A 26720-nucleotide genomic window follows, 5' to 3' on the forward strand; every position below is an offset into this window, starting at 1 on the left:
GTTCACATGAGCAGCAACACCATAGGAGAGTTCCTCCTGTCCACCCTCCGCGACCTCAACTACGAGGTCGATGAGGTAACCGACAGCACCCCGCTCGGAGACGGCGGTCTGGAGCTGGAGTCCCTCTCGCTGGCCGAGGTCGCGATGCAGGTCGAGCAGCGGTTCGGCGTGCAGATCGATGACGAGGAACTGGAGGAACTGCGCGGGCTCTCCTTCGCCGAGCTGGTCGCCAGGATCGCGCAGCGCTCCGGCGACCCGGCCCTCACCGGGCAGTCCAAGTGACCGTGCCCCGCCCGCTGACCAAGGACGAACTCGTGCGGATCCTTGCCTCGTACGGGGACCGGTCACCCGCCGACGTCCCGGACCGGGTCGACTCGCTGGAGGTGGCCTGGGTCGTCCACACGGTCGAGGAGCGCTTCGGCGTCGAGCTCGACCTGGACGATGCGCAGCTCACGCGGATGGTGACGCTGGACAGCGTGCTCGACGTACTCGGATCAGCCGTGGCCGCTGTGGCCGTTGCGCCCGACCTGCCGGGCCCGTCTGCGCCCTCCAGCCCGTCCGCCCTGGCCGTCCCGGGAGGTGAGCGCGTTGGCGACACCGCGAGCGGCGGCTGACCGCGAGGGCATCGTCGTCACCGGCATGTCGGTGACCACAGCCTTCGGGAGAGGCCCGGACGTACTGCGCGAGGCCCTCACGATCGGACGCCCGGCCTTCGCGCCCGTCACCCGGTTCGACGTGAGTCGCCGGCGCGCCACACACGCCGCGCACCTGCCCGGAGATCCCGACCTGCTTGACGAACTGGTCGACGTGGTGGGCCGGGCCACGGGCCAGGCCAGGATCACGGGCGAGCTCGCGGGGCGCACGCCGCTGCTCTTCGCGCGCCACGCCGACGCGCGTTGGGCCCGCAGTCCGCTCACCGAGCAAGCCCGGCACCACGGCGCCGCCGACGGCGCGGAACTCGCCGCCCGCGCCGGGCTGGGGGCAACGCCCCGTACGTACACCAACGCCTGTGTGGCGGCCAGTACGGCGATCGCCGACGCGGCCGCATTGATCACCGCAGGCCGCGAGGAGCGGATCGTGGCGGCCGGCGGCTACCTCGTCGACACGGACGTCTACGGCCTCTTCGACGCGGGCCGCGCCCTGGCCACCGACAGCCGGCTGCGCCCCTTCAGCGCCGGCCGCAAGGGCTTGCTGCTCGGCGACGGCGTGGCGGCCGTGGTCCTGGAGTCCGCTTCGGCAGCCGACCGCCGCGGGGCGGCGCCGCTCGCCCGGCTGCTCGGCTGGGGGCGCGCGGGTGACGCGTACCACGCCTGCCGCCCGCACCCCGAGGGGCTCGGCATGGCCCGCGCCATCACGGCCGCGCTGGGCCGTGCCGAGCGCACGCCCGAGCAGGTCGACTACATCAACGCGCATGGCACCGGTACCCCCTACAACGACTCGGCGGAGACCGCGGCCATCCACCGGGCCTTCGGCGCGCAGGCACGGAAGGTGCCTGTCAGCTCCACCAAATCACTGACCGGACACACTCTGGAGGCCTCTGGAATCGTGGAGTTCGCGGTCGCGATGCTTGTACTACGGGAAGGACAGCTGCCGGTGAACGCGGGCTACCTCGGCGAGGATCCTCACTGCCGGCTCGACCTGGTGCTGGAGGTTCCCCGACAGGTACGGCCCCGGACGGTCGTCTCGCTCAACGCGGCCTTCGGCGGCGCCAACACGGCCCTGGTTCTGGAGGCGATATGAGCACGGCCGGCACGACCGCGGTGCTGGCGCGGGCCTCCTGGCCCGAGGCCCAGGACGATGTGGAGGCTGGACCGCCCAGGCTGCCTGGCTTCGTGGTGTCTTCCTTCAGCCCGCTGGCGGCCGAGGCGGCGGACCGCTGCCTGCGGCGGCACTACGGCGAGGCCCCGGCTCCGGCACAGGCGCGGGAGCACACCGCCGTGGTGGTCGTCAGCAGGCTTGGTGATTTCGCCACCGACCGCGAGGTGGGCGCTGCCGTGGAGGCCGGACGGCCCATACAGCCGCTGCTGTTCTTCCAGTCGGTGCCCAATGCCGTCGTCGGCTACATCGCCACGAAATGGCAGCTGCGCGGGCCGGTGGTCTGCTTCAGCCCCGAAGGCGATCAGGAACAGGCCGCGCTCGACTACGCCGAGCTGCTCTTCGAGGACGGCGAGGCGGACGCGGCCCTGCTGCTCATGGTCGAACTGTCCCTTCAGGAGGACGCGACCGGGTCGGCGACCGCGCTGCTGGTCTCGTCCGGGCGCGGCGTTCTCGTACGAGAGGCGGAGTCATCATGAGCGCGCAGCCCCGTACGGATCCACTCGTCCCCGCTCCCGCGCAGGTACCGGTGAGCGAGCTGGAAAACGAACTCACCGACGCGCTGCGGCAGTTCTGGTGGCTACACGACGCCCGCTGGTACCAGGGCGTCAAGAAGCGCTTCGGTCAGGACGTCGCCAACGAGATCAACGCCGAGGCGATCTCCTTCGTCAGCCGCCGGGTCGGCTCCTGGTACGAGCAGCGCGAAGGCGCGCCCGATCCGGCCTGTCCGAAGGAACTGGCGGCCGCCGTCGACGGCCTCACCCGCGTCATGACCAACGAGCGGATGCTGCGCTCCCACACGGAGACCGACATCGAGGGCGGCGGGGTGGACACGGTCATCACCGAACACTTCGCGCTGAAGATGCTCAAGGCCGCCCGGTCCCTGGAGGGCTACGACTGCCCCTGTCTGCAGATGCGCGGGGGCTGGTTCCAGGGACTCGGCGTCGAGGTCACCGACACCGCCAAGGAATGCATGCGGACCGGGGGATCCGTATGCCGCTTCCACACCGAGACCACCGGTAGCTAGGAGCTGTCACCAGAAATGTCCGCATCGGCCCAGACACCGGCCCCGACACCGGCCCAGACAGGTGGATCCCCCTCCCCGTCCGGGTCCGCGTCCACCGCTCCGCCCTACACGCGTCCCGGAGCGACCCTGCTCACGGCATGCGGCGCGACCTTCATCGCGTTCCTCGGCGTCTCCGTGGTGTACATCGCCTTCCCGGAACTCCCCAAGAGCTTCCCCGACGCCTCGCTGCCGTCGCTGTCCTGGGTCGTGAGCGGCTACACCGTCGTTTTCGCCGCCGCGCTCGCGCCGGCCGGACGGCTGGCCGACGTCATCGGGCTGCGAAAACTGTTCAACCTGTCCGTGGCCGGCTTCACCCTCGCCTCGCTGCTGTGCGCACTCGCGCCGACTGTGGAGGTGCTCATCGCCTTCTGCGCGCTGCAAGGCCTGTTCGCGGCCGGGATGATCCCGTCCTCGCTCGGGCTGCTGCTCGCGTCGCGCGCCCCGCAGCAACGGGCGAAGGCGATCGGCCTGTGGGGCGCGTCCTCCTCCGCCGCGGCCGCGGTGGGCACCCCGCTCGGCGGATTCCTGGTGCACAGCTTCGGCTGGCCCGCCGTATTCCTGGTCAACGTGCCGCTCGGCGCCGCATTGCTCGCCCTGGCGTGGTGGGTACTGCCCCGTATCCGTGCACAGGCCGCGGCCCTCCCCGACCTGATCGGCACCGTGGCCCTGATGCTGGGGGTGGGCGGGCTGGTCGCCGCCCTCACCAAGGGCAGCGCCTGGGGCTGGGACAGCCCGCAGTTCCTGGCCGTGCTGGCCGGCGGCGCGCTGCTGCTGGCCCTGGCGCTAACCCGCTCGCGGCGGCACCGCGTACCCGCGCTGGAGCTGTCGCTGCTGCGCACGCGCAAGTTCGCCGTGGCCAACGCCTCGTTCCTGCTGTTCGGCGCGGCGATGTACTGCTGGCTGCTGGCCTCGCCGCTGTTCGCCGCCGAGATCTGGCACTACTCGCCGCTCCAGGCGGGCCTGGCGCTGACGCCGGGCGCCCTGGTCTCCGTGGTCGTGTCGGTGCTGGCCGGGCGGATGCCCCGTAGGCACCAGCGGGCCGTGGTGGTCACGGGTGCGCTGCTGTTCGCCGTGCAGTGCGGCATCTGGGCCGTGGGGCTGCGCAGCGAGCCGGACTTCCTGCTGGTGTGGCTGCCCGCCAACGTGATCGGCGGTGTGGGGATCGGAGCCGTGATGACGACCCTGTCCGCAACGGCCGCGGGCTCGCTTCCACCGCACCGGTTCGCGGCCGGCGCCGGAATGGTCATGACGTCACGCCAAGTGGGTGCGGCGATGGGCACCGGCGCCTTCGCCGCCCTGATCGCGGCGCTGAGCGGCCCGGGGGTGAGCGCTTTCCGCACGGTGTTCGCGGTGTGCACCGTGCTCGCCGTACTGGCCGGGGCGATCGCCTTGTGGCTCACGGACCCGGGGACCGGCCCCGCGGACGAAGCCCGACCTGCGGCGCCGTCGGCGCCGTCCAAGCAAACCGTACGAGGAGGAGGACGATGAGCAGTCGGCAGAACAGTGAGCAGAGCAGCCGGCAGGACGAAGCGGCTTCGACCGGGGTGCTGCCCCCCGGACTGCCTGCGCACCGTCCCGACGACGCCGCCGAGACGGCGGTGATCACGCGGCTCGCCGGCAATTGGCACCGCCGCGCTGCCGTGAAGCGCGAGGAACCCGATCTCGACGCGCTGTACGACGTCACTCGGGACGACTACCCGGAGAAGATCCTGCCGTTCCGGGACCACCCCACCTTCCTGGCACTGACCCCCGAGGACCGTTCCCTGCTGCTGAGCTGGGCATGGGTCTCGTACAACCGCACCACGGTGCTCCTGGAGGGGCAGGTCGTCAACCCTGCCTTCCAGCTGGGTCTGGACGGCTACTTCCCTCAGCTGGGCGGCGAGTTGATGCAGCGCAGCCTGGCGCAGGCGATGGTCGACGAGCAATACCACACTCTGATGCACCTCAACGCGAGCGCCGTGACCCGGCGCAAGCGGGGGGAGGCGTTCGCGGACGCATCGCTGCCCAAGCCGCTCATCGTGCGGCGCCACGAGGAGCTGCGCGACTCTTACACGCAAGAGTGGGAACGCTCGCTCACCACGCTCGCCTTCGCGACCGTCGCCGAGATATCCATCAACGCGTACCTGAACCTGATCGCCGAGGACGAGGAGATCCAGCCGGTGAACAGCGCCACGGTCCGGATCCACAACCGCGACGAGTACTGCCACGCCTCGATCTCATCGGTGCTCGCGGAGCGGGTCCACGCCGACCTGGACGCCGGGAAACGGCAGTTCTTCCTGAACTCGTTGGTCTCGGGACTGGAGGCGTTCGTGGGCAACGACTTCACCACCTGGCACCGGATCATGGACGAAACGGGTATACGCGGCGGTCACGAGATGCTCGACGACATCCAGTCCGCGGGCGGCCGCAAGCGGCTGGTCCAGGACTTCACCGGTCTGCACGGCCTCGTCGAGCGGCTGGACGCCCTCGACAAGGTCGATTTCGACTGGTCGCGCAGCATCACCGACTCCGACGCCGCCGCCGCGCCCGCGGCCTGACCAGAAACGGACATACCGAAGCCATGGACCAGGCAGCTGAAGAGAGCCCCAAAGTGACCGGCGCGGGGACCGGCGGACAGAGGGCCCGCACCGTGCTCGTCACCGGCGGCAACCGCGGGATAGGCGCGGCGATCGCCGAGGCCTTCGTCGCCCAGGGCGACCGGGTCGCCGTCACGCACCGCGACGCGCAGGTGCCCGAGGGGACCTTCGGCGTGGAGTGCGATGTCACCGACAGCGCCTCCGTGGACGCCGCCTTCAAGGCGGTGGAGCAGCAGCTCGGCCCGGTCGAGATCCTGGTCGCCAACGCGGGAATGACCGCGGACGGCCTTCTCCTCCGGATGCGCGAAGAGCAGTTCCTGCGGGTACTGGACACCAACCTCGCCGGGGCGTGGCGGTGTTCGCGGCGCGCGATCGCTCCGATGCTGAAGGCCGGCCGGGGCCGGCTCATCCTCATGTCGTCCGTGGCGGGCCTCTACGGCAGCGCGGGCCAGACCAACTACGCCGCGAGCAAAGCCGGTCTGGTCGGGCTCGCCCGCTCCATCACCCGTGAGTACGGCGCGCGCAATGTCGTCGCCAACGTCGTGGCACCCGGTCTCATCGACACGGACATGACGGCCGCCCTGACCGAAGCGGCCCGGCAGGACAAGCTCCGCGACATCCCGATGGCGCGCAGCGCCTCCGCGCAGGAGGTGGCGGGGGCGGTCACCTGGCTCGCCGGTGACCAGGCCGCCTATGTGGCCGGTGCGGTGATCCCGGTGGACGGCGGGCTGTGCATGGGGCACTGACCTTTGTCATGCATTTCATGGACTTCATGCGCCACGCATGTCCATACACGTCACATGTGAAGTTGAAGGGAACGATCTCTTGTACGTCCACCCCGAGCTGGAACCGGTCCTGGCCGCCCTGCCGGAGCGCGACATGTTCGGCAACATCCCCGCATCCCGTGAGGGCATGCGCAAGGCGATGTCGACCCGCGCCCCCTACGAGGACCCGCGGCTGTCGATCGAGGACACCGTCGCCACCCACGCGGACGGCAGCGAGGTCCCGGTCCGGCTGTACCGCCCGGCCCAGGCCGAAGGACCGCTGCCCGCGGTCCTCTTCTTCCACGGCGGCGGCTTCGCCCTCGGTGACCTGGACTCCGGAGACCGCAACTGCGCCCGGATCTGCACGGAGACGGACGCGCTGGTCATCGCGGTCGGCTACCGGCTGGCTCCCGAACACCCCTACCCCGCCGCGCCCGCGGACGCCTGGACGGCGCTGCGCTGGACCGCCGGCAGCGCCACGGAGCTGGGCATCGACGCGGCGCGCATCGCGGTTTCCGGTCACTCGGCGGGCGCATGCCTCGCCGCCGGGCTCACCCTGCGCGCCCGCGACGAGAACGGCCCGGCCATCGCCTTCCAGCACCTCCTGCTGCCCGTGCTCGACGACCGCGGGACGGGCACCTCCCGCAAGGAGGTCGCCGACCCGCGGGTGATCAACGGCTCCTCGGTGGAGACCATGTGGCGGCTCTACCTGGCCGGCGAGGACGGCGCACAGCTGCCTTCGTACGCCGTCCCCGGGCGCGCCGACGACCTGTCGGGGCTGCCGCCCGCCTACGTCCAGGTGGCCGGGTCCGACCCGCTGCGGGACGAGGGGCTCGCGTACGCGCTGCGCCTCGCCGAGCACGGGACGCGCCTGGAGCTGAACTTCGTACCCGGGGCCTTCCACCTCTTCGAGGATTGGGGGGCGCCCACATCCCTGGTCCGGGACACGGTCGGCCACTGGACGCGGGCGCTGCGGGACGCCCTACGGGCTGTGTGAACTGCCCGCCAACCACGGTGAAGGGCGTCGCGGGTACTGACATACTCGCGGCCTCCTCATGCGGTGGGGCAGGAGACATTGCTTCCCTGTTATGTCCGGGCCGCCGCTCTCAGTACGGCAGCCGCCCGAACAGATTGGGGGGGAAGAGATGCCCAAAGGCAGCAGGGCGGCTCAGCCGCCCGACCGGCCGGACAACGGCCGGGAAGGCGATACGACGATCCGCATCGTCGTCGCGGACGACCACAATCTGGTGCGAGAAGCGGTATCCGATCTGCTCTCTCTGCAGCCGGACCTGAAGGTGGTCGCCCAGGCCGCCGACGGGCACTCCGCGGTCGAGGCCGCCGCGAACGGCACCGACGTAGTACTCCTCGACCTGTGGATGCCGGGCCCGGGGCCGAGGCGCACACTCAGGGAGCTGCGGGCCCGGGTACCGCAGGCGAAGGTCATCCTCCTCACCGGGCACAGGCAGGACGAGCTCACACAGGCACTGCTGGACGAAGGAGCCAGCGGATACATCCACAAGAGCGCATCACGCGAGGTCCTGCTCAACGCGGTGCGCGAGGCCGTGCCGACTCCCGCAGGCCGCCCGATCCCCGCACCGGTTTCCGGGCGTGACCTGCTGACCGAGCGCGAGCACGAAGTGCTGCGGTACGTCGCCCAGGCGCTCAGCAACCGCCAGATCGGCACCAAGCTCACCATCACCGAGGGGACGGTCAAGCGGCATCTGCGGAACATCTTCGCCAAGCTCGGTGCCACGTCCCGGATCGATGCGGTGAACAAGGCGCAGGGATCGTGGGGCCCGTCCGGAGACCGGAAAGACGAGACAGATGGAACAGACGCAGAACCTGGAACAGCGACCGTCGCGCGGTGAACTGCTGGTCCAGCGAGCCGAATGGGAAGCCGAAGACGTCCTGGGGCTCGTACTCGTCGATCCGGAGGGCAAGGACCTGCCCGCGTGGGCCCCCGGAGCGCACCTGGACCTGACCCTGCCTTCGGGGACGGTCCGCCAGTACTCCCTGTGCGGGGACCCGGCCGACCGCGGCGCGTACCGGATCGGGGTGCTGCGGGAGCCGCAGGGGCGCGGCGGGTCCGAGGAGGTACACCGGACCCGGCTCGAGGGCACCCGGCTCACCTTCGACGGGCCGCGCAACCTCTTCCCGCTGGTGGCCGCCGAACGCTACCTGTTCGTAGCCGGTGGTATCGGGATCACCCCGATCCTCTCCATGATCCGTGCTCTGGGCGAACCGGGCCGGTCCGCCGACTGGTCTCTCGTCTACGGCGGGCGGTCGCTGCGTTCCATGGCGTACGTGGACGAGGTCGCGGAACTCTCCCGGGGCACCGCGGTCCTCGTGCCGCAGGACCGGCTCGGCCTCCCCGACCTCGACGAACTGCTGGGCGATCTCCCCCAGGGCACCTCCGTGTACTGCTGTGGCCCCGAGGGCTTGCTGCGTGCGGTGGAAGAGCGTTGTGCCCGGCTGCTGCCGCCGGGGTCGCTCCACGTGGAGCGCTTCACGGCGGCGGCTGGGGGCCAGGTGACGGACTCGGGCTTCGAGGTGGAACTGCGCGGCACCGGTGTGACATTGCGCGTCCCACCGGACAAGAGCCTGCTCCAGGTAGTGCGCGAGGCCGTCCCCTCCGTCCTGTACTCGTGCGAGCAGGGCCACTGCGGGACCTGTGAAACCCCCGTCCTGGAGGGGGAACCGCTGCACCGGGACGAGTACCTGACCGACGAGGAGCGTTCGGCGGGCGACACGATGATGATCTGCGTCGGCCGGTCGAAGAGCGCACGCCTGGTGCTCGACCTTTGACACTCCTGTGCGCCCCTCCCGTACGCTCCTCGTCCGCCGTGGTGCGCCTCGGGACGTCCCGGGCCCGGGGGTCAGACGCGGTGGACCGTGTGGAGGCGCTGGGCGTACGTGCCCGGGCCGTCCAGGACCGAGGCACCCGACATGTCTCCCATCGTGGGCCCGTCCGAGCTCTTGCGGCTGGACACGAGGCGGCGCAGGCCGTCGCCGTCCAGCCCGAGGTAGATGCCGACGTGGTCGACCGCGTAGTCGTCCGGGTCGGTCACCGACTCCTCCGCGTCGTTGACGTCGAAGAGGACCAGGTCGCCGGGCTGGAGCAGCGCCGCGGCCGGCGGGTGCACGCCGTCCGCCGTCTGGCCGATCCGCACCCCGGGCGCGGAGTCCACCATGGCACCCGACCTGCGCGGCAGCCCCTTCCTCTCCGGGTCCACGTCACAGAAGAGCGGGACGCCCATGTGGTAGCCGTAGACCATCCGTACGTAGCCGGAGCAGTCGAGCTTCCCCGCCAGGCCCGCCTTCTTCGGCTCCAGCGGCTCGTCCGGGAAGAGGGTCCAGTCCCGGTCCATGTAGTCGTTGAAGTCCGCGCCCACCGGCAGGAGCCCCTGGCTGTCGAACGTCCCGTACCCCGCCTCGCCCAGCACCCGCGCGCCCACCGGCGTCCTGCTGCCGCTGTTCACGGCCGGTGCCCCCGGCAGGAACATCGCCGCGTAGGAGAGCACGTCGGGCGCCACCGACCCGGCCCAGCCCCGGACGGTCGCCTCCAGGGCCGGGGTCCAGTTCCCGTCGAAGGGCGCGTCCAGCACCCGTACCCAGTCCCGGTGGGTGACGACGGGCGGCCTCTCCCACGTCACTTCCTTGACGGCGAAACGCCTGACGGTCAGCGTGACCGGGAAGCTCGTACAGCCCGGGGAGGCGTAGGCCCGCAGTCCCACCCGGCCGCTGCCGTGGTCGGTGTTGGTGAACTCGGCGGTCCAGGCGGCCGGTTCCGCACCGGCCGAACGCCAGGCCTTCACCTGGGACCGGGTCCCTGAGCGGCGTACCCGGATCGTCCAGTCGGTGCCCGCCGCCACCCCGGTGGCGAGGCGCACGACCTGGTCCGGCGTGGTCAGCAGCTGATGGGTGGTGCCCGCCTTCACGCTCTCCAGGCGGAGGTCCACCGCACCCTGGGTGGTGAAGGAGAGCCGCGCCCGGTAGTGGTGGTCGACGTTGTCGAAACCGAAGACGGCGGCGTACGAACAGGCGTCGCCGGCGGGGACCTTGTCGAAGCGGGCCTGGACGTGGAAGTCGACGTCGGCGACCGCGGCGTCGTTCAGCGTGGCGTAGCGGCCGGCCGCCGAGTCGGTCAGGCGGATCGTTCCGGCGCCGGGTGTGACCGCGTAGTCGTAGCCGGCCTGGGCGCTGTGGGCACCGCCGGTCAGGGTCCAGGAGCCGCCGCCCGGCGCGCTGCCCCAGCCGTGGATCCGCTTGGACGGGTCGGCGAGCGCCGGATCGGGGACGGAGCGGGCGAAGTCGTCGGTGAAGGGCTGCTTGTTCTCCGTGAACGTCCGCTCCGGTCCGGTCATCAGCACGGTCCGGGCGCCCTTGGTCAGCAGGGCCACGCGCTCCTGGCCGCACCTGACCTCCGTACGGTCCGGCGTGCCGGCCGTGCCGGCCGTGCCCGCCGTGCCCGGCAGTACGGTCGCGGTCAGCGCGCCCACCGAGGCCCGCGTGGCTGCCGCTATGTCGTACGGGGCGCCGCTGAGGGTCATCGAGGAGCGGGGGCCGGTCAGGCTGGGGGCCGCGGCGGTCGCGGCGGCGGTCGCGGTCGCCGCGGTGGCGGTGGCGGCCGGGGCGGTGGCGGTCGCGGCCCGCGCCGGGGACGCGGTCAGGCCGCCGGTGAGCGGGACGGCGGCCGAGGCGGCCACCGCGGCGAGGAGACGGCGACGGGATGCGTTGATCATGCGTCACATCATCGTGAGGCCCGGTGGCCGGAGACCGGCGGGGCGGCTCCCTGCCCGTAATCGGCTGGTTGCGGCTCCGCCGCCGCCCCTGGAGGCTGTCCGCATGGAGACGCGAGTACACCTGGAGCCCTGGGCCGCCGGCGACTACTGGCTGCTGGAACGCAAGAACGAACCGGTCATGACCGAACACCTGGGTGGTCCCGTAAAACCGGCCGCGACCGGCCGCCGCGCAATGGCATGCTGACAGGGTGAACGGACCCGGCATTCAGCTCACCCTCGCCCCCGAACTGCGCCTGTTCGCCGCGCCCAGCCGGCGCGCCGAGCGCGTACCGACCGTGACCGACGGCGCCTCCAGCCTCGGGCACGTCGTCGAATCGACCGGTGTCCCGCTCACCGAAGTCGGCCGCCTCCTCGTCGACGGACACGAGGTGCCCGTCTCCTATGTGCCCCAGGAGGGCCAGTCCGTCGAGGTGCTCGGCATCGACCGGCCCCAGCAGATCCCCGGCGCCCCGCTCCGCTTCCTGCTCGACGTCCACCTCGGCACCCTCGCCCGCCGTCTGCGCCTGCTCGGCGTCGATGCCGCCTACGAGAACGAGGACATCGGCGATCCCGCCCTCGCCACCCGCTCCGCCGCCGAGCAGCGCGTCCTGCTCTCGCGGGACCGCGGGTTGCTGCGCCGCCGCGAAATCTTCGCCGGCGCCTACGTCTACAGCGACAATCCGGACGAGCAACTGCGCGACGTCCTGGGCCGCTTCGCCCCGGCGCTCGCCCCCTGGACCCGCTGCACCGCCTGCAACGGCCCGCTCAGCGAGGCCGACAAGGACAGCGTGGGCGACCGTCTCGAACGGGGCACGCACCGCACCTACGACGTGTTCGCGCAGTGCACCGCCTGCGAGCGCGTCTACTGGCGCGGCGCCCACCACACCCGCCTGGAGCGGATCGTCGACGAAGCCCTCGCCGAGTTCGGCGGGCTCGGCACCGCCTAGAAGCCCGCCCGGGGGGGACCGCCGGACCGGGAGGCGGCGCGCGCGTGCGTGCATGTGTGGGCGGGCGTGCATGCGGGCTGGCGTGCCCGTCCTCGTACGGCAGGGGCCCGCCGCCGGGCCCGCCGCCCGATCCACCGCCCGGAGCCGGAGCACCGGCCGCCCCGGCCGTACGGCTCAGAACGCGTACGTGTCGCCCGTGTCCAAGGCCAGCACCACCGGCTCGTTGTTCGACAGGTCGCGGTCCGTCGCGCCGCCGTTCCACCACGTGCTCACCCGCACCACCACCTCCGGCACCCGCTCGCGCAGGTCCAGCAGCAGCCCGATGTGACGGCCCTGCCCCTGCCGCGGCAGCGCGCCCGTCTCGCAGACCACCTCACGCTGCCCGGCCCGCGCACAGCCCTCCGCCAGCCCCTGCCGGTCCGCGAGATCGGCGGAGACCCGCACCCGTACGGTGGCGTTCGCCAGCGCCGCCGGGCCGTGGTTCTCCGGGACCACCCACAGCCGCAACTGCCCCTGGGAGAGGGACACCAGGCCGTGGTACGCCACGTCGGCCTCCGGCCCCGCCCATCCCCGATCGTTCCCCTGGGCGCTCCCGGCCCCGCCGAGCACCAGCAACCCGGCCACCACCACACTCCGTACGGCACCACGGCGCACCGACACCACCTCCTGGCGCGGACGCTAGCCAGCACCCGGCCCGCCCGGTCGGACCATCACACGAATGAGGGCGAGCCCCTCCCCCATTCATCCCCCTCCCCCGGCCTCGGCCTCCACCCCACCTGCGTACCTTGAGCCATGCTGATCGCCCGCTCCGCCGCCCTCTTCATCCTCGCCGCCCTCCTGGAAATCGGCGGCGCCTGGCTCGTCTGGCAGGGCGTACGCGAGCACAAGGGCTGGGCCTGGATCGGCGCCGGAGTGATCGCCCTCGGCCTCTACGGCTTCGTCGCCACCCTCCAGCCCCAAGGCGATTTCGCCCGCGTCCTCGCCGCCTACGGCGGAGTCTTCATCGCCGGATCCCTCGCCTGGGGCATGGTCGCCGACGGCTACCGCCCCGACCGGTGGGACGTCGTCGGCGCCCTCGTCTGCCTCGCCGGCGTGGCCGTGATCATGTACGCCCCGCGCGGCCGCTGAGTCCGCTCCCGCGCCGCCGCGCCCCACCTATGCTGGCGAGGAACCGCCCGTACGAATGCACGAGGAGCCCCGCACATGAGCACGGCCACCCGTACCGCCGTAGTCACCGGCGCGAGCAGCGGCATCGGCGCGGCCACCGCCCGGCAGCTCGCCGCCGCCGGCTACCACGTCGTCCTCACGGCCCGCCGCAAGGACCGCATCGAGGCCCTCGCCGCCGAGCTCACCGCCGCCGGCCACTCCGCCGCCGCCCACGCCCTCGACGTCACCGACCGACCCGCCGTCGACGCCTTCGCCGCCTCGCTCGACCGCTATCCGTCCGTCGCCGTCCTGGTCAACAACGCGGGCGGCGCCATCGGAGCCGAGCCCGTCGCCACCGGCAACCCCGCCGACTGGCGCACGATGTACGAGGTCAACGTGATCGGCACCCTCAACGTCACCCAGGCCCTGCTCCCGGCGCTGACCGCCTCCGGAGACGGCACGGTGGTGGTCCTGTCCTCCACCGCCGGGCACTCCACGTACGAGGGCGGCGCCGGCTACGTCGCCGCGAAGAACGGCGCGCGCGTCCTCGCCGAGACCCTGCGCCTGGAGATCGTCGGCCAGCCGGTACGCGTCATCGAGATCGCGCCGGGCATGGTCAAGACCGAGGAGTTCGCCACCACCCGCTTCCGCGGCGACGCCGACAAGGCCGCCAAGGTGTACGCGGGCGTCGCGGACCCCCTGTCGGCCGACGACGTGGCCGACACCATCACCTGGGCCGTGACCCGCCCGAGCCACGTCAACATCGACCTCCTGGTGGTCCGCCCCCGCGCCCAGGCCTCGAACACGAAGGTCCACCGCGAGCTCTGAGGACGACCCTCAACGGACCAGCCCGGCCGCCTTCAGGTGCGGCATGAGGGGGGCCGGCCTCAGCCCGGCCGCCTTCGCCGCGTCCAGCGTCCGACGCAAGTCCGCCGCCAGCGTGGGCGTGAAGTGCAGCAGCACGATGTCCCCGCTCCTCAGCTGCGGCGTCGGCGGCGTCTCACCCCAGGTGGTGAAGTCGTGCGTCCAGGTGATCAGCGCCTTCACACCGCAGGCCTTCGCGGCGAGCCGTACGTCGTCGTTCACCGCGCCGTACGGCGGCCGCAGCAGCTTCGGCGTCCGCCCGAAGGTCGCGGCCAGCTGCTCCCCGGCGCCGCACACCTCGGCGTCCTTGCCGGCCGCGTCGAGCGTCGTCAGGTCGGGGTGGTTGACGGTGTGGTTCTCGACGGTGACCCGCCCCTGCGCGGCGAGTCCGGTGAAGTACTCGGTGTCGTACGAGGTCGCCCCCGGCAGCAGGAACAACGCGGCCGGCACCCGCTGCTCCAGGAGGACCCGGGCGGCCTCCGGATCGTGGTTCCACCCGTCGTCGATCGTGACGAAGACAACCTTCTCCCCCGTCGGCACCTGCGCGACGACGGGCGGCAGCCCGACCCCGGCCTGCGCGGACCCGGCGGCCCCGAAGGCGAGCGACAAAGACGCGAGCGCGGCGATGAGTACGCGGATTCTCCCCATGCCGCACACCCTGGTCTAGACCAACTCCGCCCGTCAAGCCCTCTACTTGGGGGTCCTTCCGAGGAAATACCCCCCGCCCGGGACTGAGCACCGGTCCGGGCGGAGACGCGCAAGGGCCCGGACCGATCGGGTGATCACTTGTCCGGGCCCTTCCACTCCCCCGCCACCTCGCACGCGCGGACCTCAGCCCTTGACGCAGATGACCTGCTTCAGCTTGGCCACGACCTGCACCAGGTCGGTCTGCTGGTCGATGACCTGCTCGATCGACTTGTACGCGCCCGGGATCTCGTCCACGACGCCCGAGTCCTTGCGGCACTCCACGCCCTTGGTCTGCTCCGCCAGGTCCCGCGCCGAGAACCGCTTCTTCGCCGCGGTCCGGCTCATCTTCCGGCCCGCTCCGTGCGACGCCGAGTTGAAGGACTTCTCGTTGCCGAGGCCCTTCACGATGTAGGAGCCCGTGCCCATGGAGCCCGGGATGATCCCGTAGTCACCGCTGCCGGCGCGGATCGCGCCCTTCCGCGTGACCAGCAGGTCCATGCCGTCGTACCGCTCCTCCGCCACGTAGTTGTGGTGGCAGCTGATCTCCTGCCCGAAGGAGACCTTCGCCTTCCGAAACTCCTGACGGATGACCTCCTTCGAAAGGCTCATCATCACGGCACGGTTGTACTTCGCGTACTCCTGCGCCCAGAAGAGGTCATTGCGATAGGCCTCCATCTCCGGGGTCGCGGCGAGGAACACCGCGAGATCCCGGTCGACCAGCCCCTGATTGTGCGAGAGCCCCCGGGCCACACCTATGTGGTGCTCGGCCAGCTCATTGCCGATGTTCCGGGAGCCCGAGTGCAGCATGATCCATACAGAGTCGGATGTATCGATGCAAAACTCCCAGAAGTGATTCCCGGAGCCGAGAGTTCCGGTTTGTCGCATCGCCCGGTCCCGCCGGTACTTCACCGCGTCCGCGATGTAGTCGAAGCGCTCCCAGAGGTCACCGAACCCTGCTTCCGAGAACCCGTACAGCCGTCCCGGATCCACCGCCTCCCGGTGCATCCCCATCCCCACGGGAATCGCCTGCTCGATCCGCGACCGCAGCTTCGACAGGTCCCCCGGCAGGTCGTTCGCCGTCAGGGAGGTCTTCACCGCCGACATGCCGCAGCCGATGTCCACGCCCACCGCCGCCGGGCAGACCGCGTCCTTCATCGCGATCACCGAGCCGACCGTGGCGCCCTTGCCGTAGTGGACGTCCGGCATGACGGCCAGGCCCTTGATCCATGGGAGGGTGGCGACGTTGCGGAGCTGCTGCATCGCGCCGTCTTCGACCGACGCCGGGTCGGTCCACATCCGGATGGGGACCTTCGCCCCAGGTACCTCTACATACGACATACGGTTCTAATCCCCCGAAAACCACAGAAAAGTCTGAATACGCAAAAAGCCTCGCTCTTGATCCCAAATACGACAGAGGACCGGCGCCGGCACCAGCGTGTGCGATAGACATTGTGTCCATCCGCGCCCGAGCCGCGGCAACGCATTTTCCTGACCGCCGGGCGGCCGGCCGGTCGAAGGGAGCCACTGGACGTGCAGCGCAAGGCGGTACGGCGAGCCCTGCCGGGCATCGCGATGCTCACCGCACTCATGGCCGGGTGCACCGGCGGGGGCGACGCCGGGACCACCAGCGACGCGAAGGCGGGCGGCAGCCCCGTCGTGCCCGCGCAACCCGGGAAGTACAGCAGCCTGCCCGCACCGTGCAAGGCCGCCGACGGCAAGCGGCTCAGGGCCATGCTGCCGGCCCCGGCCGAGCTGGTGGGCGAGCAGCTCGAACGGCTCTACGCCGGCACCGCGGACGCCTCGTACGACGGCGACCGGCGCGTCGGCTGCCGCTGGACCACGCAGACGCCCGAGGAGACGCGGCTGCTGTCGGTCGGCTTCGAGCGCGTGGTCTCGTATGACCGGGCGGTCGCTAGCGACGACGACAAGGCGCGGCAGGTGTACGTACGCCAGCTCACGGACGCCCGCCTGCCGTTCCCCGGGCCCGCCACGCCTCCCGGCGCGAGTGCGGGTCCGGGCGGCAGCCCGAGTCCGGGTACGGGTGCGAGTACGAGTACGAATGGCAGTGGTGCTCCGGACCCCGGCGCGGCCGCGCCCACGCCCGGGGCGCCGACGAGCGGCAGTCCGTCCATCGCCCCGCCCGAGCTCGGCTCCCGCGTGCTGGAGGGGCTCGGGAACGAGGCCTTCCTCGACGACAAGCTGAGCGCCGCCGGGGCCACCGCGGCGCAGGCGCGCACCGTGCGGATTGTGTTCCGTACCTCGAATGTCATCGTCACGGTCGAGTACAGCGTGCAGCCGTCGCTGCCCGGCACGGTCCCGCCGAGCACGGAAACCCAGGACAAGGCGCGGCAGTTGGCGCAGGCCCTGGCCGAGCGGTTCAACGAATGAGCGGCGCGGGGCGCGGCCGGGCGTGACGGCGCGCACAGCAGACGGCCGCCGGGTCGGGCTACCGTTGCACGGGTCCGCGCCCGAAGAACACCCACCAACGCACTGAAGGAAACATGCACCGATCAGCCTCGCGCCTCACCCGCGTTCTCGCCTGCGCAGCCGTCCCGGTGATCCTCACCGTCGCCGGGTGCTCGTCCGATTCGGGCAAGGGATCGGGCTCGGACAGCGGCAATAAGTCCGGTTCCTCCTCGTCCGCCAAGCCGAGCGCGAAGCCTTCGCCCACCCTGGAGAAGGCGGCGTTCGCCACGCTGCCCGAGCCGTGCAAGGCGGTCCAGACGGCGACCATCGACTCCCTCGTCCCGGAGGCGAAGGACAAGAACGGTACGGCGGCCAAGTCGAACGACCTGAGCAGCCGCGCCGGCTGTACCTGGAACGGCCTGGACGAGGACGGTCTGAAGGGTTCGCAGTACCGCTGGCTCTCCATCTCGATGTTCCGCTACGACTCGCAGGCCTCGCTCGGCAGCGCCAACAAGCGCGCCGAGGAGCAGTACAACAAGCAGGTCGAGGGTGCGAAGGCGGTGGAGGGCGCGCAGAACCTGAAGGCGGAGCCCGCGGGCGGGATCGGCGACCAGGGGACGTCGGTCGTGTACAGCGTGAAGAAGGACGTCGACTCCTTCAACACGACGATCGTGGCGCGCACCCAGAACGTGGTGATCACGCTCGACTACAACGGTGCGGCGTACGAGGGTGCCGGCGCCCCGGACCAGGCGAAGCTGCTGCAGGACGCGATCGTGGCGGCGAAGGAGACCGTGGCCTCGATCGACACCGCCAACCAGCAGAAGCAGCCCGAGCAGCCGCAGCAGCCCGCTTCGCCGCAGCCCCAGCAGTAGGCGGCGAGCGTCGGGGGCGAGCGTCGGGGGCGCTGACATACAGTCACCCGCGTCCCCCGTACGCTGTGCCTGCCGTAGCTCGGTAAGGGCTGGATAAGGGGAGGGGATCGCGGGTGGCCGCGATGGAACTGACTCGTACGCACCGGATACTCATCGGCATCGTGGTGGCCGGAGCGGTGGTCATCGCCGCGATCGGCTTCGCGGGTTCGTATTCCGCTGTGCGCGCCCTCGCCTTGCAGAAAGGATTCGGCAGCTTCTCGCTGGTGTTCCCGATCGGCATCGACGCGGGCATCTGCGTCCTGCTCGCGCTGGACCTGCTGCTGACCTGGATGCGGATCCCCTTCCCGCTGCTGCGCCAGACGGCGTGGCTGCTGACGGCGGCGACGATCGCCTTCAACGGCGCGGCGGCTTGGCCGGACCCGCTGGGCGTCGGCATGCACGCGGTGATCCCGATCCTGTTCGTGGTGACCGTGGAGGCGGCCCGGCACGCGGTCGGCCGGATCGCCGACATCACCGCGGACCGGCACATGGAGGGCGTCCGCATCACGCGGTGGCTGCTGTCCCCGGTGCCCACGTTCAAGCTGTGGCGTCGGATGAAGCTGTGGGAGCTGCGCTCCTACGAGCAGGCGGTCGGCATGGAGCAGGACCGGCTGATCTACCAGGCGCGGTTGCAGGCGCGCTACGGGCGGGGCTGGCGGCGCAAGGCCCCGGTGGAGGCCTTGATGCCGCTGCGGCTGGCCCGGATCGGCGTCCCGCTGTCGCAGACGGCCCCGGAGGGGCTGGCGGCGGCGGGCATCGAACCGGCGCTGCTGCCCCCGGCGGCGCAGTCGGCCGTACCCGTGGTGGGGACCGCCCCGGCGCTGACGGCCGCCGCCGCTCCTGCCGCCGCCGGGCCGGCGCAGCCCGGGGAGGGCGCCCCGCAGCAGGCGGCCCAGCAGGCACCGCAGGCACAGCAGACACAGCAGACACAGCAGGTACAGGAGCCTCAGTCCGCCGAGGCGCTGGCCGCCGCGGCGGCCGCCGCGGTCGCGGCCGGCGCCCCCGCTCCCTTCGCGGTGGACCCGACCGCCATGCCGGCGGCGCACAACAGCGCCTGGTTCGCCGCGCCCCGGGCCCCGCAGGCGGCGTACGAGGGCGGCTACAACCCGCGCGTGGTGGAGGGCCTGGAGCCGACTCCGGTCATGCCTCCGACGGGTCCTGAACCGGACGGCGGGCCCCACCCGCAGCCCCAGCCCCACCCGCAGCACCTGCAGGATCTCTCCGTCCCGGCCCCCCACCAGCACGGCGTCCAGCAGGATGCTCAGCAGTTTCAGCAGGCCCAACAGGCCCAGGCGGCGCAGCAGGCCCAGCAAGCCCAGGAGTTCCTGGGAACCCCCGACGAGGCCGAGTTCGCCGAGGTGGCGTACAAGGTGTTCCGCGCGCTCATCGACGAGCAGAACGACTTCCCGACGGCCGAGGCGCTCGACATACACCTCTCGGACGGTTACGGCGTGACCCACCCCCGCAGCGGTTCGCTGCTCCGGCGGATGATCCCGGCGTTCAAGCTGCGCTACCAGAAGGACCTGGAGAGCGAGCACATCGCGTAAGCGCGTCATCGCGTCATCGCAGAGGCCCAGAGCCGAGAGCCCCGAGCCGCCGGGCACGAGCCACCGGGCCCGGAGCCGCCGGGCACCCGCACCGCAGACGTGGAAGGGCCCGCACCCTCGGTCCTCGGGGTGCGGGCCTTCCGCGTTACTCAGGCGGCCGCTTGCGGAATCAGACCGCCAGCAGCTTGCGCACCCGGTCCGCTCCCACCGCCAGCAGCAGCGTGGGCAGTCGCGGCCCGGTCTCCCGGGTCACGAGCAGCCGGTAGAGCAGCGCGAAGAACGTCCGCTGCGCGACCTTGAGCTCCGGCGTCGGCTTGGCGTCGGGCTCCAGCCCGGCCATGATCTTCGGTACGCCGTAGACGAGCGTGGTCAGCCCGTCCAGCGACCAGTGCGAATCCAGCCCGTCCACCAGCAGCCGCAGCGACTCGCGCCCCTCGTCGTCCAGGGACGACAGCAGCTCTACGTCGGGCTCCTCGCGTACGAGGGTCCGCTGGTCGGCGGGGACCTGGGTGGTGATCCAGTTCTCGGCGCGGTCCAGGCGCGGCCGTACCTCGTCGAGCGAGGTGAGCGGCTTCTCCGGGTCCAGGTCGCTCAGGATGCGCAGGGTCTGCTCGTCGTGTCCGCCGGTGATGTCGACGACCGAGGCGAGCGTCCGGTACGGCATCGGCCGCGGGGTGCGCGGCAGCTCGCCGGCGGCCGTCCGCACGGCGCGGCTGTGCGCCGCCGCGTCGGCGGGCAGCGCGGAGCCGTCGGCGACCTTGGCCTCCAGCTTGTCCCACTCGTCGTAGAGCCGCTGGATCTCCTGGTCGAAGGCGATCTTGAAGGACTGGTTGGGGCGGCGGCGCGCGTACAGCCAGCGCAGCAGCTGCGGCTCCATGATCTTCAGCGCGTCGGCCGGGGTCGGGACCCCGCCCTTGCTGGAGGACATCTTGGCCATCCCCGAGATGCCGACGAACGCGTACATCGGTCCGATCGGCTGCTCGCCGCCGAAGATGTGCACGATCTGCCCGCCGACCTGGAAGGACGAGCCGGGCGAGGAATGGTCGACGCCGGAGGGCTCGAAGACGACACCCTCGAAGGCCCAGCGCATCGGCCAGTCGACCTTCCAGACCAGCTTGCCGCGGTTGAACTCGCTGAGCTTGACCGTCTCGGTGTGCAGGTCCTCGGTGCACACGTAGGTCATCTCGGTCGTCTCGTCGTCGTACGAGGTGACCTTGGTGAAGTCCTTGTTGCACGCGCCGCAGTACGGCTTGTACGGGAAGTACCCGCCCTCACCGGTGCTGCCGTCGTCCTCGGCGGCCGCGCCGGAGCCCTCGGCGGCCTCCAGTTCGGCCTCGTCGACCTGCTTCTGCTGGGGCTTCTTGCCGCCCGGCTTCTGCTTGGTGCGGTACTGGTCGAGGACGGCGTCGATGTCACCGCGGTGCTTCATCGCGAACAGCACCTGCTCGCGGTAGACGCCGGTCGTGTACTGCTCGGTCTGGCTGATCGGGTCGTACTCGACCCCCAGTTCTGCCAGCGCCTCGACCATGGCGGCCTTGAAGTGCTCGGCCCAGCTGTCGTACGGCGACCCGGCCGGGGCGGGGACGGCGGTCAGCGGCTTGCCGATGTGCTGGGCCCACGACTCGTCGACGCCGGGGACGCCGGCCGGCACCTTGCGGTAGCGGTCGTAGTCGTCCCAGGACAGGACGTGCCGGACCGGGATGCCCCGGCGGCGGATCTCGTCCGCGACCAGGTGCGGGGTCATGACCTCGCGGAGGTTGCCCAGGTGGATCGGGCCGGAGGGGGAGAGTCCGGACGCGACGGTGACAGTGAGGGGTTTGCCGGGTGCTCGGCGCTCCGCCTCGGCGATGACCTCGTCCGCGAAACGGGAGACCCAGTCGGTCTCGGTGCTGCTCTGAGCCACGACACGTCCTTCTACTCGAATGCTGGCTTCAGCCATTCTCCCAGACGTGACGAGCCGTTCCGAGGTTGTTTCCGCCCGCCGATTCTCCCGAGAAACGGACAGGCCCCGCGTGGGATACTCGGCCTTTGTCGGAACAACCAAGTTTCACCTCGCAGTGCGACCTCACAGGAACGGCAGCTCATGGCCTCGGTCCCTTCCCTCGCTTCTTCCGTCCATCAGCGCGTCGCGGACGCCCTTGCCTCCGCCCTGCCGGAGGCCGGTGCCACCGACCCCCTGCTGCGACGAAGCGACCGGGCCGACTTCCAGGCCAACGGCATCCTGGCGCTCGCGAAGAAGGCGAAGGCCAACCCGCGCGAGCTGGCGACGACGGTGGTCGAGGCCATCGCGGCCGGTGACCTGATCAAGGGCGTCGAGGTCTCGGGCCCCGGCTTCCTCAACATCACGATCACCGACAAGGCGATCATCGAGACGCTGGCGGCGCGGGCGGGCGACGACCGCCTCGGCGTCCCGCTCTCGGAGAACCCGGGCACCACGGTGATCGACTACGCGCAGCCGAACGTCGCCAAGGAGATGCACGTCGGTCACCTCCGCTCGGCCGTGATCGGTGCGGCGATGGTGGAGATCCTGGAGTTCACCGGCGAGAAGGTGGTCCGTCGCCACCACATCGGCGACTGGGGCACCCAGTTCGGCATGCTCATCCAGTACCTGATCGAGCACCCGCACGAGCTGGACCACAAGGCCGCGGGCGCCGACGCCGACCTGGAGGTCTCCGGCGAGGAGGCCATGTCGAACCTGAACCGCCTCTACAAGGCCTCGCGCACGCTCTTCGACTCCGACGAGGAGTTCAAGACCCGCGCCCGGGCCCGGGTGGTGGACCTCCAGGCCGGCGACGCCGAGACCCTGGCCCTGTGGCAGCGGTTCGTGGACGAGTCGAAGATCTACTTCTACTCCGTCTTCAACAAGCTGGACATGGACATCCGGGACGCCGACGTCGTCGGCGAGTCCGGCTACAACGACATGCTCATCGAGACCTGCAAGCTGCTGGAGGAGTCGGGCGTCGCCGTCCGCTCCAACGGCGCGCTGTGCGTCTTCTTCGACGACGTCAAGGGGCCGGACGGCAACCCGACCCCGCTGATCGTGCAGAAGTCGGACGGTGGCTTCGGCTACGCCGCCACCGACCTCTCCGCGATCCGCAACCGAGTCCGCGACCTGGGCGCGACCACCCTGATCTACGTGGTGGACGCGCGGCAGTCCCTGCACTTCAGGATGGTCTTCGAGACGGCGCGCCGGGCGGGCTGGCTGAACGACGAGGTCGAGGCCGTGCAGCTGGCCTTCGGCACGGTGCTCGGCAAGGACGGCAAGCCGTTCAAGACCCGTGAGGGCGAGACGGTGCGGCTGGTGGACCTGCTGGACGAGGCCGTCGAGCGGGCGACGGCCGTCGTGCGCGAGAAGGCCGAGAAGGTCGGTCTGTCCGAGGACGAGATCGTGGAGAACGGCCGGTACGTGGGCATCGGCGCGGTGAAGTACGCCGACCTGTCCACGTCCGCCGCCCGTGACTACAAGTTCGACCTGGACCAGATGGTCTCGCTGAACGGCGACACGTCCGTGTACCTCCAGTACGCGTACGCCCGGATCAAGTCCATCCTGCGCAAGGCGGGCGACCGTGGCCCGGTCGCGCACCCGGAGCTGGAGCTCGCCCCGGCGGAGCGTGCGCTGGGCCTGCACCTGGACCACTTCGGCGAGCTGATCGCCGAGGCGGCCGCGGACCACGCGCCGCACAAGCTGACCGCGTACCTCTACCAGCTGTCCTCGCTGTTCACGACGTTCTACGACCAGTGCCCGGTCATCAGGCCGGAGCCGGAGCTGGTGGTCGGGGAGAACCGCCTGTTCCTGTGCGAGCTGACGGCGCGGACCCTGAACAAGGGCATGTCGCTCCTGGGCATCCGCACGCCCGAGAAGCTCTGACAGTTCTCTCAGTTCTGACATATCCGTACGGCCCCGGCAGCTGCTGCCGGGGCCGTACGGATGGTGTGATCTCACAGCCCTCAACCATCCCGCGATCTCGACCACCGGCGTGGGGAGTTGGCATGGGTCATCGAACGCCGCTTTCTTCGAAGGTGTCCTGGGGCAGGGACTCCGGATAGGCGTCGTCGGTGCCGGTGAAGGAGCGCGGCAGGTGGCGCAGGGCGAACGCGCCGAGTGCGGCGTGGAGAATGCCCGCGATGACGGCGGCGGCATGCAGACCGGTGACGAAGGCTGACTTCGCATCGCCGATCACCGCGGCCGTGAGGCCGGGGACCTGCAATGTCTCGTTGAGGGTACTGGCGAGGTCAGGTCCTGCGAGCCGGAAGATCAGGGCAGCCAGCGAGCCGAGGAGTGCGATGCCGAGGGCGCTGCCGATCTCGTTGCTGGTCTCGGCGATTGCTGCCGCGGACCCGGCGCGCTCTGCGGGAACCGCGGCGATGGCGGTGTCGGCGACGACGCTGAAGGAGATGCCGTAGCCGATGCCGGCGATGACGGTGGATGCCACGTACCAGCCGATGCCGCTGGAGGTGCTGGTGGCCAGCAGCAGGAGCAGCCCTGCGGCGATGAAGAAGTGGCAGGTGATGAGCGCCGCCCGGGCGCCGATGCGCGCGACCAGTGCCGGTGTGACGATGCAGGTGACGGTGAGCACCGCGGCGCCGGGGAGCGCGACGAGAGCCGCGTCCAGGACGGTCAGTCCGAGGACGGACTGGAGGTAGATGCCGCCGAGGTAGGCCACTGCCGACCATGCGGCCAGAGGCAGAAGCCCGGTGATCGCCGCGATCGTGAACACCCGGTCGCGGAAGAGGCGGAAGTCGATCAGCGGGTGTTCCAAGTGGAGTTGCCGCCGGACGAACCACCACAGGGTGACGACGCCGACGATCCCCGCGGCCATCGGCGTCGTGGTCAGCCCCTCCGCCGACGCGTGCTTGATCGCGTAGACGGTCAGCAGGATGCCCGCAGCGGAGAGCAGAACGCTCAGAGCGTCGATGCGGCCGGTCCGGGTGGCACGTACCTCGCGGAGCAGGACCGGGGCCAGAATCAGGAACAGCACGACGACGGGGAGATTGATCAGGAAGACCGATCCCCACCAGAAGCTGTTCAGCAGCTGTCCGCCGACGACCGGGCCGATCGCGAAGCCGGCGGCAAAGGTGGCTGCGAAGATGCCGATCGCTTTCGCCCGCAGGCGTGGGTCGGTGAACAGGCCGCTGAGTACCGCCAGCGCCGACGGCAACAGCGTGGCACCAGCCACGCCCATCAGCGCCCGGAAGACGATCAGCAGTTCCGGCCCGGGGGCGAACGCCGCTCCCGCCGAGGCCGCGCCGAACACCGCCGCGCCGATCATCAGCAGCTTCAGCCGGCCGTACCGGTCGCCGATGTTCCCGAACGCGATGAGTAGGGACCCGACGGCGAATCCGTAGACGTCCAGGACCCACAGCGCCTGATCGGCGGTCGGCGACAGCGCCTCGGTGACCTTGGGCATCGCCAGGAACAGGACCGAACTGTCCATCGCGACCAGCAGGACCGGGCCGAGTACCACCAGCAGACCGAGCCACGCCCGCGGACTGGGTGAGTGAGAAACACGCTGTTCATTCATGCTTGGGATGGTGCGATGTGGTCCGCTCGGCAACCATCCCCGCGTCATGGGTACACCTCGCAGGGGCACCCTGAATCGGACCGTTCCGCCTACGCTCGAGGTCATGGAGTTGGAGAGCCTCGGGGCCTATCTCAAGAGCCGCCGCGACCGGGTCACGCCCGCCGACGTCGGACTGCGCACGTACGGAGCCGCCCGCCGCGTGCCGGGTCTGCGTCGCGAGGAACTCGCTCAGCTCGCGGGCGTGAGCGCCGGCTACTACACGCGGCTGGAACAGGGGCAGGCCGGTACGGCCTCCCAACAGGTCCTCGACGCGCTCGCCAACGTGCTTCAGCTCGATCAGGCCGAGACGGCTCACCTGCACAACCTCGCCCGTCATCCCGCCACTTCACGCCTGGTCCGCCCGCGCCCGGAAAGGCCGCACCCACGAGTACTGGCGCTCCTGGCCTCCCTGGGAGAGACCACGCCGGCCGTCGTGCTCGGCCGCCGTGGCGACGTGCTGGTCTGGAACCGCACCGGACATGCCCTCGTCGCGGAACACGTCGACTTCGACGCGCCCCACGATCTCGCGCGACGGCCCTCCATCCCTCGGATGTTCTTCCTCGACTCCCTCACCCGCGATCTGCACCGAAACTGGGATGAACTGGCCCGAGCTCATGTCGCCTACCTGCGGCTCACCGCAGGCAGGCATCCCAACGACGCCCGGTTGGCCGAACTGATCGGCGAACTCGCCATGCGCAGCGTCGACTTCGCCAAACTGTGGGCCAAAGGCGACGTCGCGGACTGCACCGTGGGCACCATGCGCCTGCAACACCCAACCGTCGGAGGGGTCGACGTCGACTACCAGGTGTGGCTCCAGCCCGAGAGCCCCGACCACCGGCTCGAGGTCTATACACCCAACGACACCGCCTCAGCCGACGCCCTACGACTGTTGTCCAGCCAAGTTGCCGATCAGCAGGAACCTGAGGTCGCCCTCTCCGAGGTCCCCCGGCATCTGGACAGGTAACGGCGGGGCCAGGCTCAGCGGAACTCGCACCAGACGACCTTGCCCGGCGACCGGGGCAGCACGCCCCAGGCGTCGGCGAGGGCGGCGACGAGGAACAGCCCCCGGGCCGCCCTCCCCGCCGGGCGGCCGGTTCGGGAGCAGACGCGGGGCCTGTTGGACCGCCTGCTAGGAGAGCTATGAGCGCCACCACCGCACTGAAGTGGTTCAAGTCCAGCTACAGCGGCAGCGAAGGCGGCGCCTGCCTGGAAGTCGCCGTGGCCTGGCGGAAGTCCTCCTACAGCGGCAGCGAGGGCGGCCAGTGCGTCGAGGTCGCCGCCTGCGCCACACAGGTCCACGTCCGGGACTCCAAGGTCACCGAGGGCCCCGTCCTGGATCTGGCCCCCGCCACCTGGGCCGGGCTCACGCGGTGGGTTCGTTCCGCTCGTTGATCAGCTCGGCCAGGCCGTCCAGCAGGCGCCCAGGCCGAAGCCGAACGGGAAGTCCGGCTCGTCGGTCCGCGTGAACGCGTCGAACTCCCGCAGCCGCGTCACCGCCGGGTGCGTATTCGAGGTGGTCAGCAGCCGCAGCGTGCGTACATGCGCGCCGGGTCCCCGTCGCGTGTCCAGCAGGCCGGGCGCGACGGTCACCCTCGCCACAGCCACCGCGGCGTGTCCGGATTCGGAACGCGCCACGATGGCCAAAGGCG

28 protein-coding genes and 1 pseudogene are annotated in these 26720 nt (G+C 70.9%); 21 read left to right on the forward strand and 8 right to left on the reverse strand.

What is annotated here, in order from left to right; all coding sequences use genetic code 11:
- Positions 1 to 6 precede the first annotated feature (6 nt).
- The 11 genes from ABZX75_RS23310 to ABZX75_RS23360 all read left to right on the forward strand — a co-directional run bounded on the left by ABZX75_RS23310 (position 7) and on the right by ABZX75_RS23360 (position 9026).
- Positions 7 to 282, forward strand: coding sequence for an acyl carrier protein (locus tag ABZX75_RS23310; protein WP_355413535.1), 276 nt, complete (start codon positions 7 to 9; stop codon positions 280 to 282).
- The gene (locus ABZX75_RS23315; protein ID WP_355413537.1) at positions 279 to 614 is read left to right on the forward strand and encodes an acyl carrier protein; all 336 of its coding nucleotides are present in this window, start codon (positions 279 to 281) and stop codon (positions 612 to 614) included. The genes ABZX75_RS23310 and ABZX75_RS23315 overlap by 4 nt, the downstream gene beginning before the upstream one ends.
- Entirely contained in the window at positions 589 to 1740 is a 1152-nt protein-coding gene (locus tag ABZX75_RS23320; protein ID WP_355413539.1) for a beta-ketoacyl synthase N-terminal-like domain-containing protein, read from the forward strand. Before ABZX75_RS23315 ends, ABZX75_RS23320 begins: the two co-directional genes overlap by 26 nt.
- A complete protein-coding gene (locus ABZX75_RS23325; protein ID WP_355413541.1) occupies positions 1737 to 2294 on the forward strand; it encodes a beta-ketoacyl synthase chain length factor in 558 nt (185 codons plus the stop codon). The genes ABZX75_RS23320 and ABZX75_RS23325 overlap by 4 nt, the downstream gene beginning before the upstream one ends.
- Positions 2291 to 2842 (forward strand): hypothetical protein, encoded by a 552-nt coding sequence (locus ABZX75_RS23330; RefSeq protein WP_355413542.1) that lies wholly within the window; start codon positions 2291 to 2293, stop codon positions 2840 to 2842. Before ABZX75_RS23325 ends, ABZX75_RS23330 begins: the two co-directional genes overlap by 4 nt.
- 15 nt (positions 2843 to 2857) lie before the next feature.
- Positions 2858 to 4369 carry a DHA2 family efflux MFS transporter permease subunit gene (locus tag ABZX75_RS23335; RefSeq protein WP_355413543.1) on the forward strand — a complete coding sequence of 504 codons (1512 nt, stop codon included), beginning with the start codon at positions 2858 to 2860 and terminating at the stop codon, positions 4367 to 4369.
- Entirely contained in the window at positions 4366 to 5418 is a 1053-nt protein-coding gene (locus tag ABZX75_RS23340; protein WP_355413545.1) for a diiron oxygenase, read from the forward strand. The genes ABZX75_RS23335 and ABZX75_RS23340 overlap by 4 nt, the downstream gene beginning before the upstream one ends.
- Positions 5419 to 5441: 23 nt before the next feature.
- Positions 5442 to 6203, forward strand: a complete 762-nt coding sequence (gene fabG / locus ABZX75_RS23345; protein WP_355413547.1) for a 3-oxoacyl-ACP reductase FabG — start codon at positions 5442 to 5444, stop codon at positions 6201 to 6203.
- A 79-nt stretch (positions 6204 to 6282) separates the two neighbouring features.
- Complete coding sequence (locus ABZX75_RS23350) at positions 6283 to 7218, forward strand: alpha/beta hydrolase (protein ID WP_355413549.1); 936 nt, start codon at positions 6283 to 6285, stop codon at positions 7216 to 7218.
- Between the two features lie 148 nt (positions 7219 to 7366).
- On the forward strand, positions 7367 to 8089 hold the full coding sequence (locus ABZX75_RS23355; RefSeq protein ID WP_355413551.1) for a response regulator transcription factor: 723 nt from the start codon (positions 7367 to 7369) through the stop codon (positions 8087 to 8089).
- The gene (locus ABZX75_RS23360; protein ID WP_355413553.1) at positions 8046 to 9026 is read left to right on the forward strand and encodes a PDR/VanB family oxidoreductase; all 981 of its coding nucleotides are present in this window, start codon (positions 8046 to 8048) and stop codon (positions 9024 to 9026) included. The genes ABZX75_RS23355 and ABZX75_RS23360 overlap by 44 nt, the downstream gene beginning before the upstream one ends.
- A gap of 71 nt (positions 9027 to 9097) precedes the next feature.
- Here ABZX75_RS23360 and ABZX75_RS23365 read toward each other — a convergent pair whose 3' ends face one another.
- On the reverse strand, positions 9098 to 10963 hold the full coding sequence (locus ABZX75_RS23365; RefSeq protein WP_355413555.1) for a hypothetical protein: 1866 nt from the start codon (positions 10961 to 10963) through the stop codon (positions 9098 to 9100).
- A 103-nt stretch (positions 10964 to 11066) separates the two neighbouring features.
- Here ABZX75_RS23365 and ABZX75_RS23370 point away from each other — a divergent pair, with 103 nt between their 5' ends.
- Together ABZX75_RS23370 and ABZX75_RS23375 are read left to right on the forward strand one after the other, a co-directional pair.
- Positions 11067 to 11207, forward strand: a complete 141-nt coding sequence (locus tag ABZX75_RS23370; protein ID WP_355413557.1) for a hypothetical protein — start codon at positions 11067 to 11069, stop codon at positions 11205 to 11207.
- 4 nt (positions 11208 to 11211) lie between these two features.
- A complete protein-coding gene (locus ABZX75_RS23375) occupies positions 11212 to 11949 on the forward strand; it encodes a Mut7-C RNAse domain-containing protein (protein WP_355413559.1) in 738 nt (245 codons plus the stop codon).
- A 174-nt stretch (positions 11950 to 12123) separates the two neighbouring features.
- On the opposite strand, the gene ABZX75_RS23380 is transcribed toward ABZX75_RS23375, so the two are convergent.
- Positions 12124 to 12603, reverse strand: coding sequence for a hypothetical protein (locus ABZX75_RS23380; protein ID WP_355413561.1), 480 nt, complete (start codon positions 12601 to 12603; stop codon positions 12124 to 12126).
- A gap of 138 nt (positions 12604 to 12741) precedes the next feature.
- Here ABZX75_RS23380 and ABZX75_RS23385 point away from each other — a divergent pair, with 138 nt between their 5' ends.
- Positions 12742 to 13077: a YnfA family protein gene (locus tag ABZX75_RS23385; protein ID WP_355413563.1), complete on the forward strand. Its 336-nt coding sequence runs from the start codon at positions 12742 to 12744 to the stop codon at positions 13075 to 13077.
- A 75-nt stretch (positions 13078 to 13152) separates the two neighbouring features.
- On the forward strand, positions 13153 to 13923 hold the full coding sequence (locus ABZX75_RS23390; protein WP_355413565.1) for an SDR family oxidoreductase: 771 nt from the start codon (positions 13153 to 13155) through the stop codon (positions 13921 to 13923).
- Between the two features lie 9 nt (positions 13924 to 13932).
- Here ABZX75_RS23390 and ABZX75_RS23395 read toward each other — a convergent pair whose 3' ends face one another.
- Together ABZX75_RS23395 and ABZX75_RS23400 are read right to left on the reverse strand one after the other, a co-directional pair.
- Positions 13933 to 14607: a polysaccharide deacetylase family protein gene (locus ABZX75_RS23395; RefSeq protein WP_355413567.1), complete on the reverse strand. Its 675-nt coding sequence runs from the start codon at positions 14605 to 14607 to the stop codon at positions 13933 to 13935.
- Positions 14608 to 14790: 183 nt separating this feature from the next.
- Positions 14791 to 15984, reverse strand: coding sequence for an RtcB family protein (locus ABZX75_RS23400; RefSeq protein ID WP_355413569.1), 1194 nt, complete (start codon positions 15982 to 15984; stop codon positions 14791 to 14793).
- 192 nt (positions 15985 to 16176) lie between these two features.
- On the opposite strand from ABZX75_RS23400, the gene ABZX75_RS23405 reads away from it, so the two are divergent.
- The 3 genes from ABZX75_RS23405 (at position 16177) to ABZX75_RS23415 (ending at position 19510) form a co-directional block, all read left to right on the forward strand.
- Positions 16177 to 17034: a DUF3558 domain-containing protein gene (locus tag ABZX75_RS23405; RefSeq protein WP_355413571.1), complete on the forward strand. Its 858-nt coding sequence runs from the start codon at positions 16177 to 16179 to the stop codon at positions 17032 to 17034.
- A 113-nt stretch (positions 17035 to 17147) separates the two neighbouring features.
- Positions 17148 to 17924: a DUF3558 family protein gene (locus tag ABZX75_RS23410; RefSeq protein ID WP_355413573.1), complete on the forward strand. Its 777-nt coding sequence runs from the start codon at positions 17148 to 17150 to the stop codon at positions 17922 to 17924.
- A gap of 122 nt (positions 17925 to 18046) precedes the next feature.
- Entirely contained in the window at positions 18047 to 19510 is a 1464-nt protein-coding gene (locus ABZX75_RS23415) for a DUF2637 domain-containing protein (protein WP_355413575.1), read from the forward strand.
- Positions 19511 to 19679: 169 nt separating this feature from the next.
- Here ABZX75_RS23415 and lysS read toward each other — a convergent pair whose 3' ends face one another.
- The gene (gene lysS, locus ABZX75_RS23420) at positions 19680 to 21449 is read right to left on the reverse strand and encodes a lysine--tRNA ligase (RefSeq protein ID WP_355413577.1); all 1770 of its coding nucleotides are present in this window, start codon (positions 21447 to 21449) and stop codon (positions 19680 to 19682) included.
- A 144-nt stretch (positions 21450 to 21593) separates the two neighbouring features.
- On the opposite strand from lysS, the gene argS reads away from it, so the two are divergent.
- Positions 21594 to 23378 (forward strand): arginine--tRNA ligase, encoded by a 1785-nt coding sequence (gene argS, locus ABZX75_RS23425; RefSeq protein WP_355413579.1) that lies wholly within the window; start codon positions 21594 to 21596, stop codon positions 23376 to 23378.
- A 127-nt stretch (positions 23379 to 23505) separates the two neighbouring features.
- Here the strand turns inward: argS and ABZX75_RS23430 are convergent, their stop codons facing one another.
- Positions 23506 to 25032, reverse strand: coding sequence for an MFS transporter (locus ABZX75_RS23430; RefSeq protein WP_355413581.1), 1527 nt, complete (start codon positions 25030 to 25032; stop codon positions 23506 to 23508).
- A 103-nt stretch (positions 25033 to 25135) separates the two neighbouring features.
- Here ABZX75_RS23430 and ABZX75_RS23435 point away from each other — a divergent pair, with 103 nt between their 5' ends.
- A complete protein-coding gene (locus tag ABZX75_RS23435) occupies positions 25136 to 26035 on the forward strand; it encodes a helix-turn-helix transcriptional regulator (protein ID WP_355413584.1) in 900 nt (299 codons plus the stop codon).
- 14 nt (positions 26036 to 26049) lie between these two features.
- Here the strand turns inward: ABZX75_RS23435 and ABZX75_RS23440 are convergent.
- A pseudogene (locus ABZX75_RS23440) lies at positions 26050 to 26139 on the reverse strand (ATP-binding protein); the annotation flags it as partial.
- Positions 26140 to 26211: 72 nt separating this feature from the next.
- Between ABZX75_RS23440 and ABZX75_RS23445 the strand changes: the two are divergent.
- Entirely contained in the window at positions 26212 to 26463 is a 252-nt protein-coding gene (locus ABZX75_RS23445; RefSeq protein ID WP_355413586.1) for a DUF397 domain-containing protein, read from the forward strand.
- Here the strand turns inward: ABZX75_RS23445 and ABZX75_RS23450 are convergent, their stop codons facing one another.
- Complete coding sequence (locus ABZX75_RS23450) at positions 26464 to 26676, reverse strand: hypothetical protein (protein WP_355413588.1); 213 nt, start codon at positions 26674 to 26676, stop codon at positions 26464 to 26466. It lies immediately after the preceding gene.
- Positions 26677 to 26720 lie beyond the last annotated feature (44 nt).

Source organism: Streptomyces sp. NPDC003038 (genome assembly GCF_040611115.1).
In the GTDB taxonomy this organism is placed as follows: Bacteria; Actinomycetota; Actinomycetes; order Streptomycetales; family Streptomycetaceae; genus Streptomyces.

What these genes read in the sequence shown, in the direction of transcription:
- ABZX75_RS23330 (WP_355413542.1), top strand. Translation starts at nt 2,291, where the DNA reads ATGAGCGCGCAGCCCCGTACGGATCCACTCGTCCCCGCTCCCGCGCAG.
- ABZX75_RS23370 (WP_355413557.1), top strand. Translation starts at nt 11,067, where the DNA reads ATGGAGACGCGAGTACACCTGGAGCCCTGGGCCGCCGGCGACTACTGG.
- ABZX75_RS23390 (WP_355413565.1), top strand. Translation starts at nt 13,153, where the DNA reads ATGAGCACGGCCACCCGTACCGCCGTAGTCACCGGCGCGAGCAGCGGC.
- fabG (WP_355413547.1), top strand. Translation starts at nt 5,442, where the DNA reads ATGGACCAGGCAGCTGAAGAGAGCCCCAAAGTGACCGGCGCGGGGACC.
- ABZX75_RS23310 (WP_355413535.1), top strand. Translation starts at nt 7, where the DNA reads ATGAGCAGCAACACCATAGGAGAGTTCCTCCTGTCCACCCTCCGCGAC.
- argS (WP_355413579.1), top strand. Translation starts at nt 21,594, where the DNA reads ATGGCCTCGGTCCCTTCCCTCGCTTCTTCCGTCCATCAGCGCGTCGCG.
- ABZX75_RS23385 (WP_355413563.1), top strand. Translation starts at nt 12,742, where the DNA reads ATGCTGATCGCCCGCTCCGCCGCCCTCTTCATCCTCGCCGCCCTCCTG.
- lysS (WP_355413577.1), bottom strand. Translation starts at nt 21,449, where the DNA reads ATGGCTGAAGCCAGCATTCGAGTAGAAGGACGTGTCGTGGCTCAGAGC.
- ABZX75_RS23410 (WP_355413573.1), top strand. Translation starts at nt 17,148, where the DNA reads ATGCACCGATCAGCCTCGCGCCTCACCCGCGTTCTCGCCTGCGCAGCC.
- ABZX75_RS23445 (WP_355413586.1), top strand. Translation starts at nt 26,212, where the DNA reads ATGAGCGCCACCACCGCACTGAAGTGGTTCAAGTCCAGCTACAGCGGC.
- ABZX75_RS23430 (WP_355413581.1), bottom strand. Translation starts at nt 25,032, where the DNA reads ATGAATGAACAGCGTGTTTCTCACTCACCCAGTCCGCGGGCGTGGCTC.
- ABZX75_RS23395 (WP_355413567.1), bottom strand. Translation starts at nt 14,607, where the DNA reads ATGGGGAGAATCCGCGTACTCATCGCCGCGCTCGCGTCTTTGTCGCTC.
- ABZX75_RS23340 (WP_355413545.1), top strand. Translation starts at nt 4,366, where the DNA reads ATGAGCAGTCGGCAGAACAGTGAGCAGAGCAGCCGGCAGGACGAAGCG.
- ABZX75_RS23400 (WP_355413569.1), bottom strand. Translation starts at nt 15,984, where the DNA reads ATGTCGTATGTAGAGGTACCTGGGGCGAAGGTCCCCATCCGGATGTGG.
- ABZX75_RS23335 (WP_355413543.1), top strand. Translation starts at nt 2,858, where the DNA reads ATGTCCGCATCGGCCCAGACACCGGCCCCGACACCGGCCCAGACAGGT.
- ABZX75_RS23435 (WP_355413584.1), top strand. Translation starts at nt 25,136, where the DNA reads ATGGAGTTGGAGAGCCTCGGGGCCTATCTCAAGAGCCGCCGCGACCGG.
- ABZX75_RS23325 (WP_355413541.1), top strand. Translation starts at nt 1,737, where the DNA reads ATGAGCACGGCCGGCACGACCGCGGTGCTGGCGCGGGCCTCCTGGCCC.
- ABZX75_RS23360 (WP_355413553.1), top strand. Translation starts at nt 8,046, where the DNA reads ATGGAACAGACGCAGAACCTGGAACAGCGACCGTCGCGCGGTGAACTG.
- ABZX75_RS23355 (WP_355413551.1), top strand. Translation starts at nt 7,367, where the DNA reads ATGCCCAAAGGCAGCAGGGCGGCTCAGCCGCCCGACCGGCCGGACAAC.
- ABZX75_RS23365 (WP_355413555.1), bottom strand. Translation starts at nt 10,963, where the DNA reads ATGATCAACGCATCCCGTCGCCGTCTCCTCGCCGCGGTGGCCGCCTCG.
- ABZX75_RS23415 (WP_355413575.1), top strand. Translation starts at nt 18,047, where the DNA reads ATGGAACTGACTCGTACGCACCGGATACTCATCGGCATCGTGGTGGCC.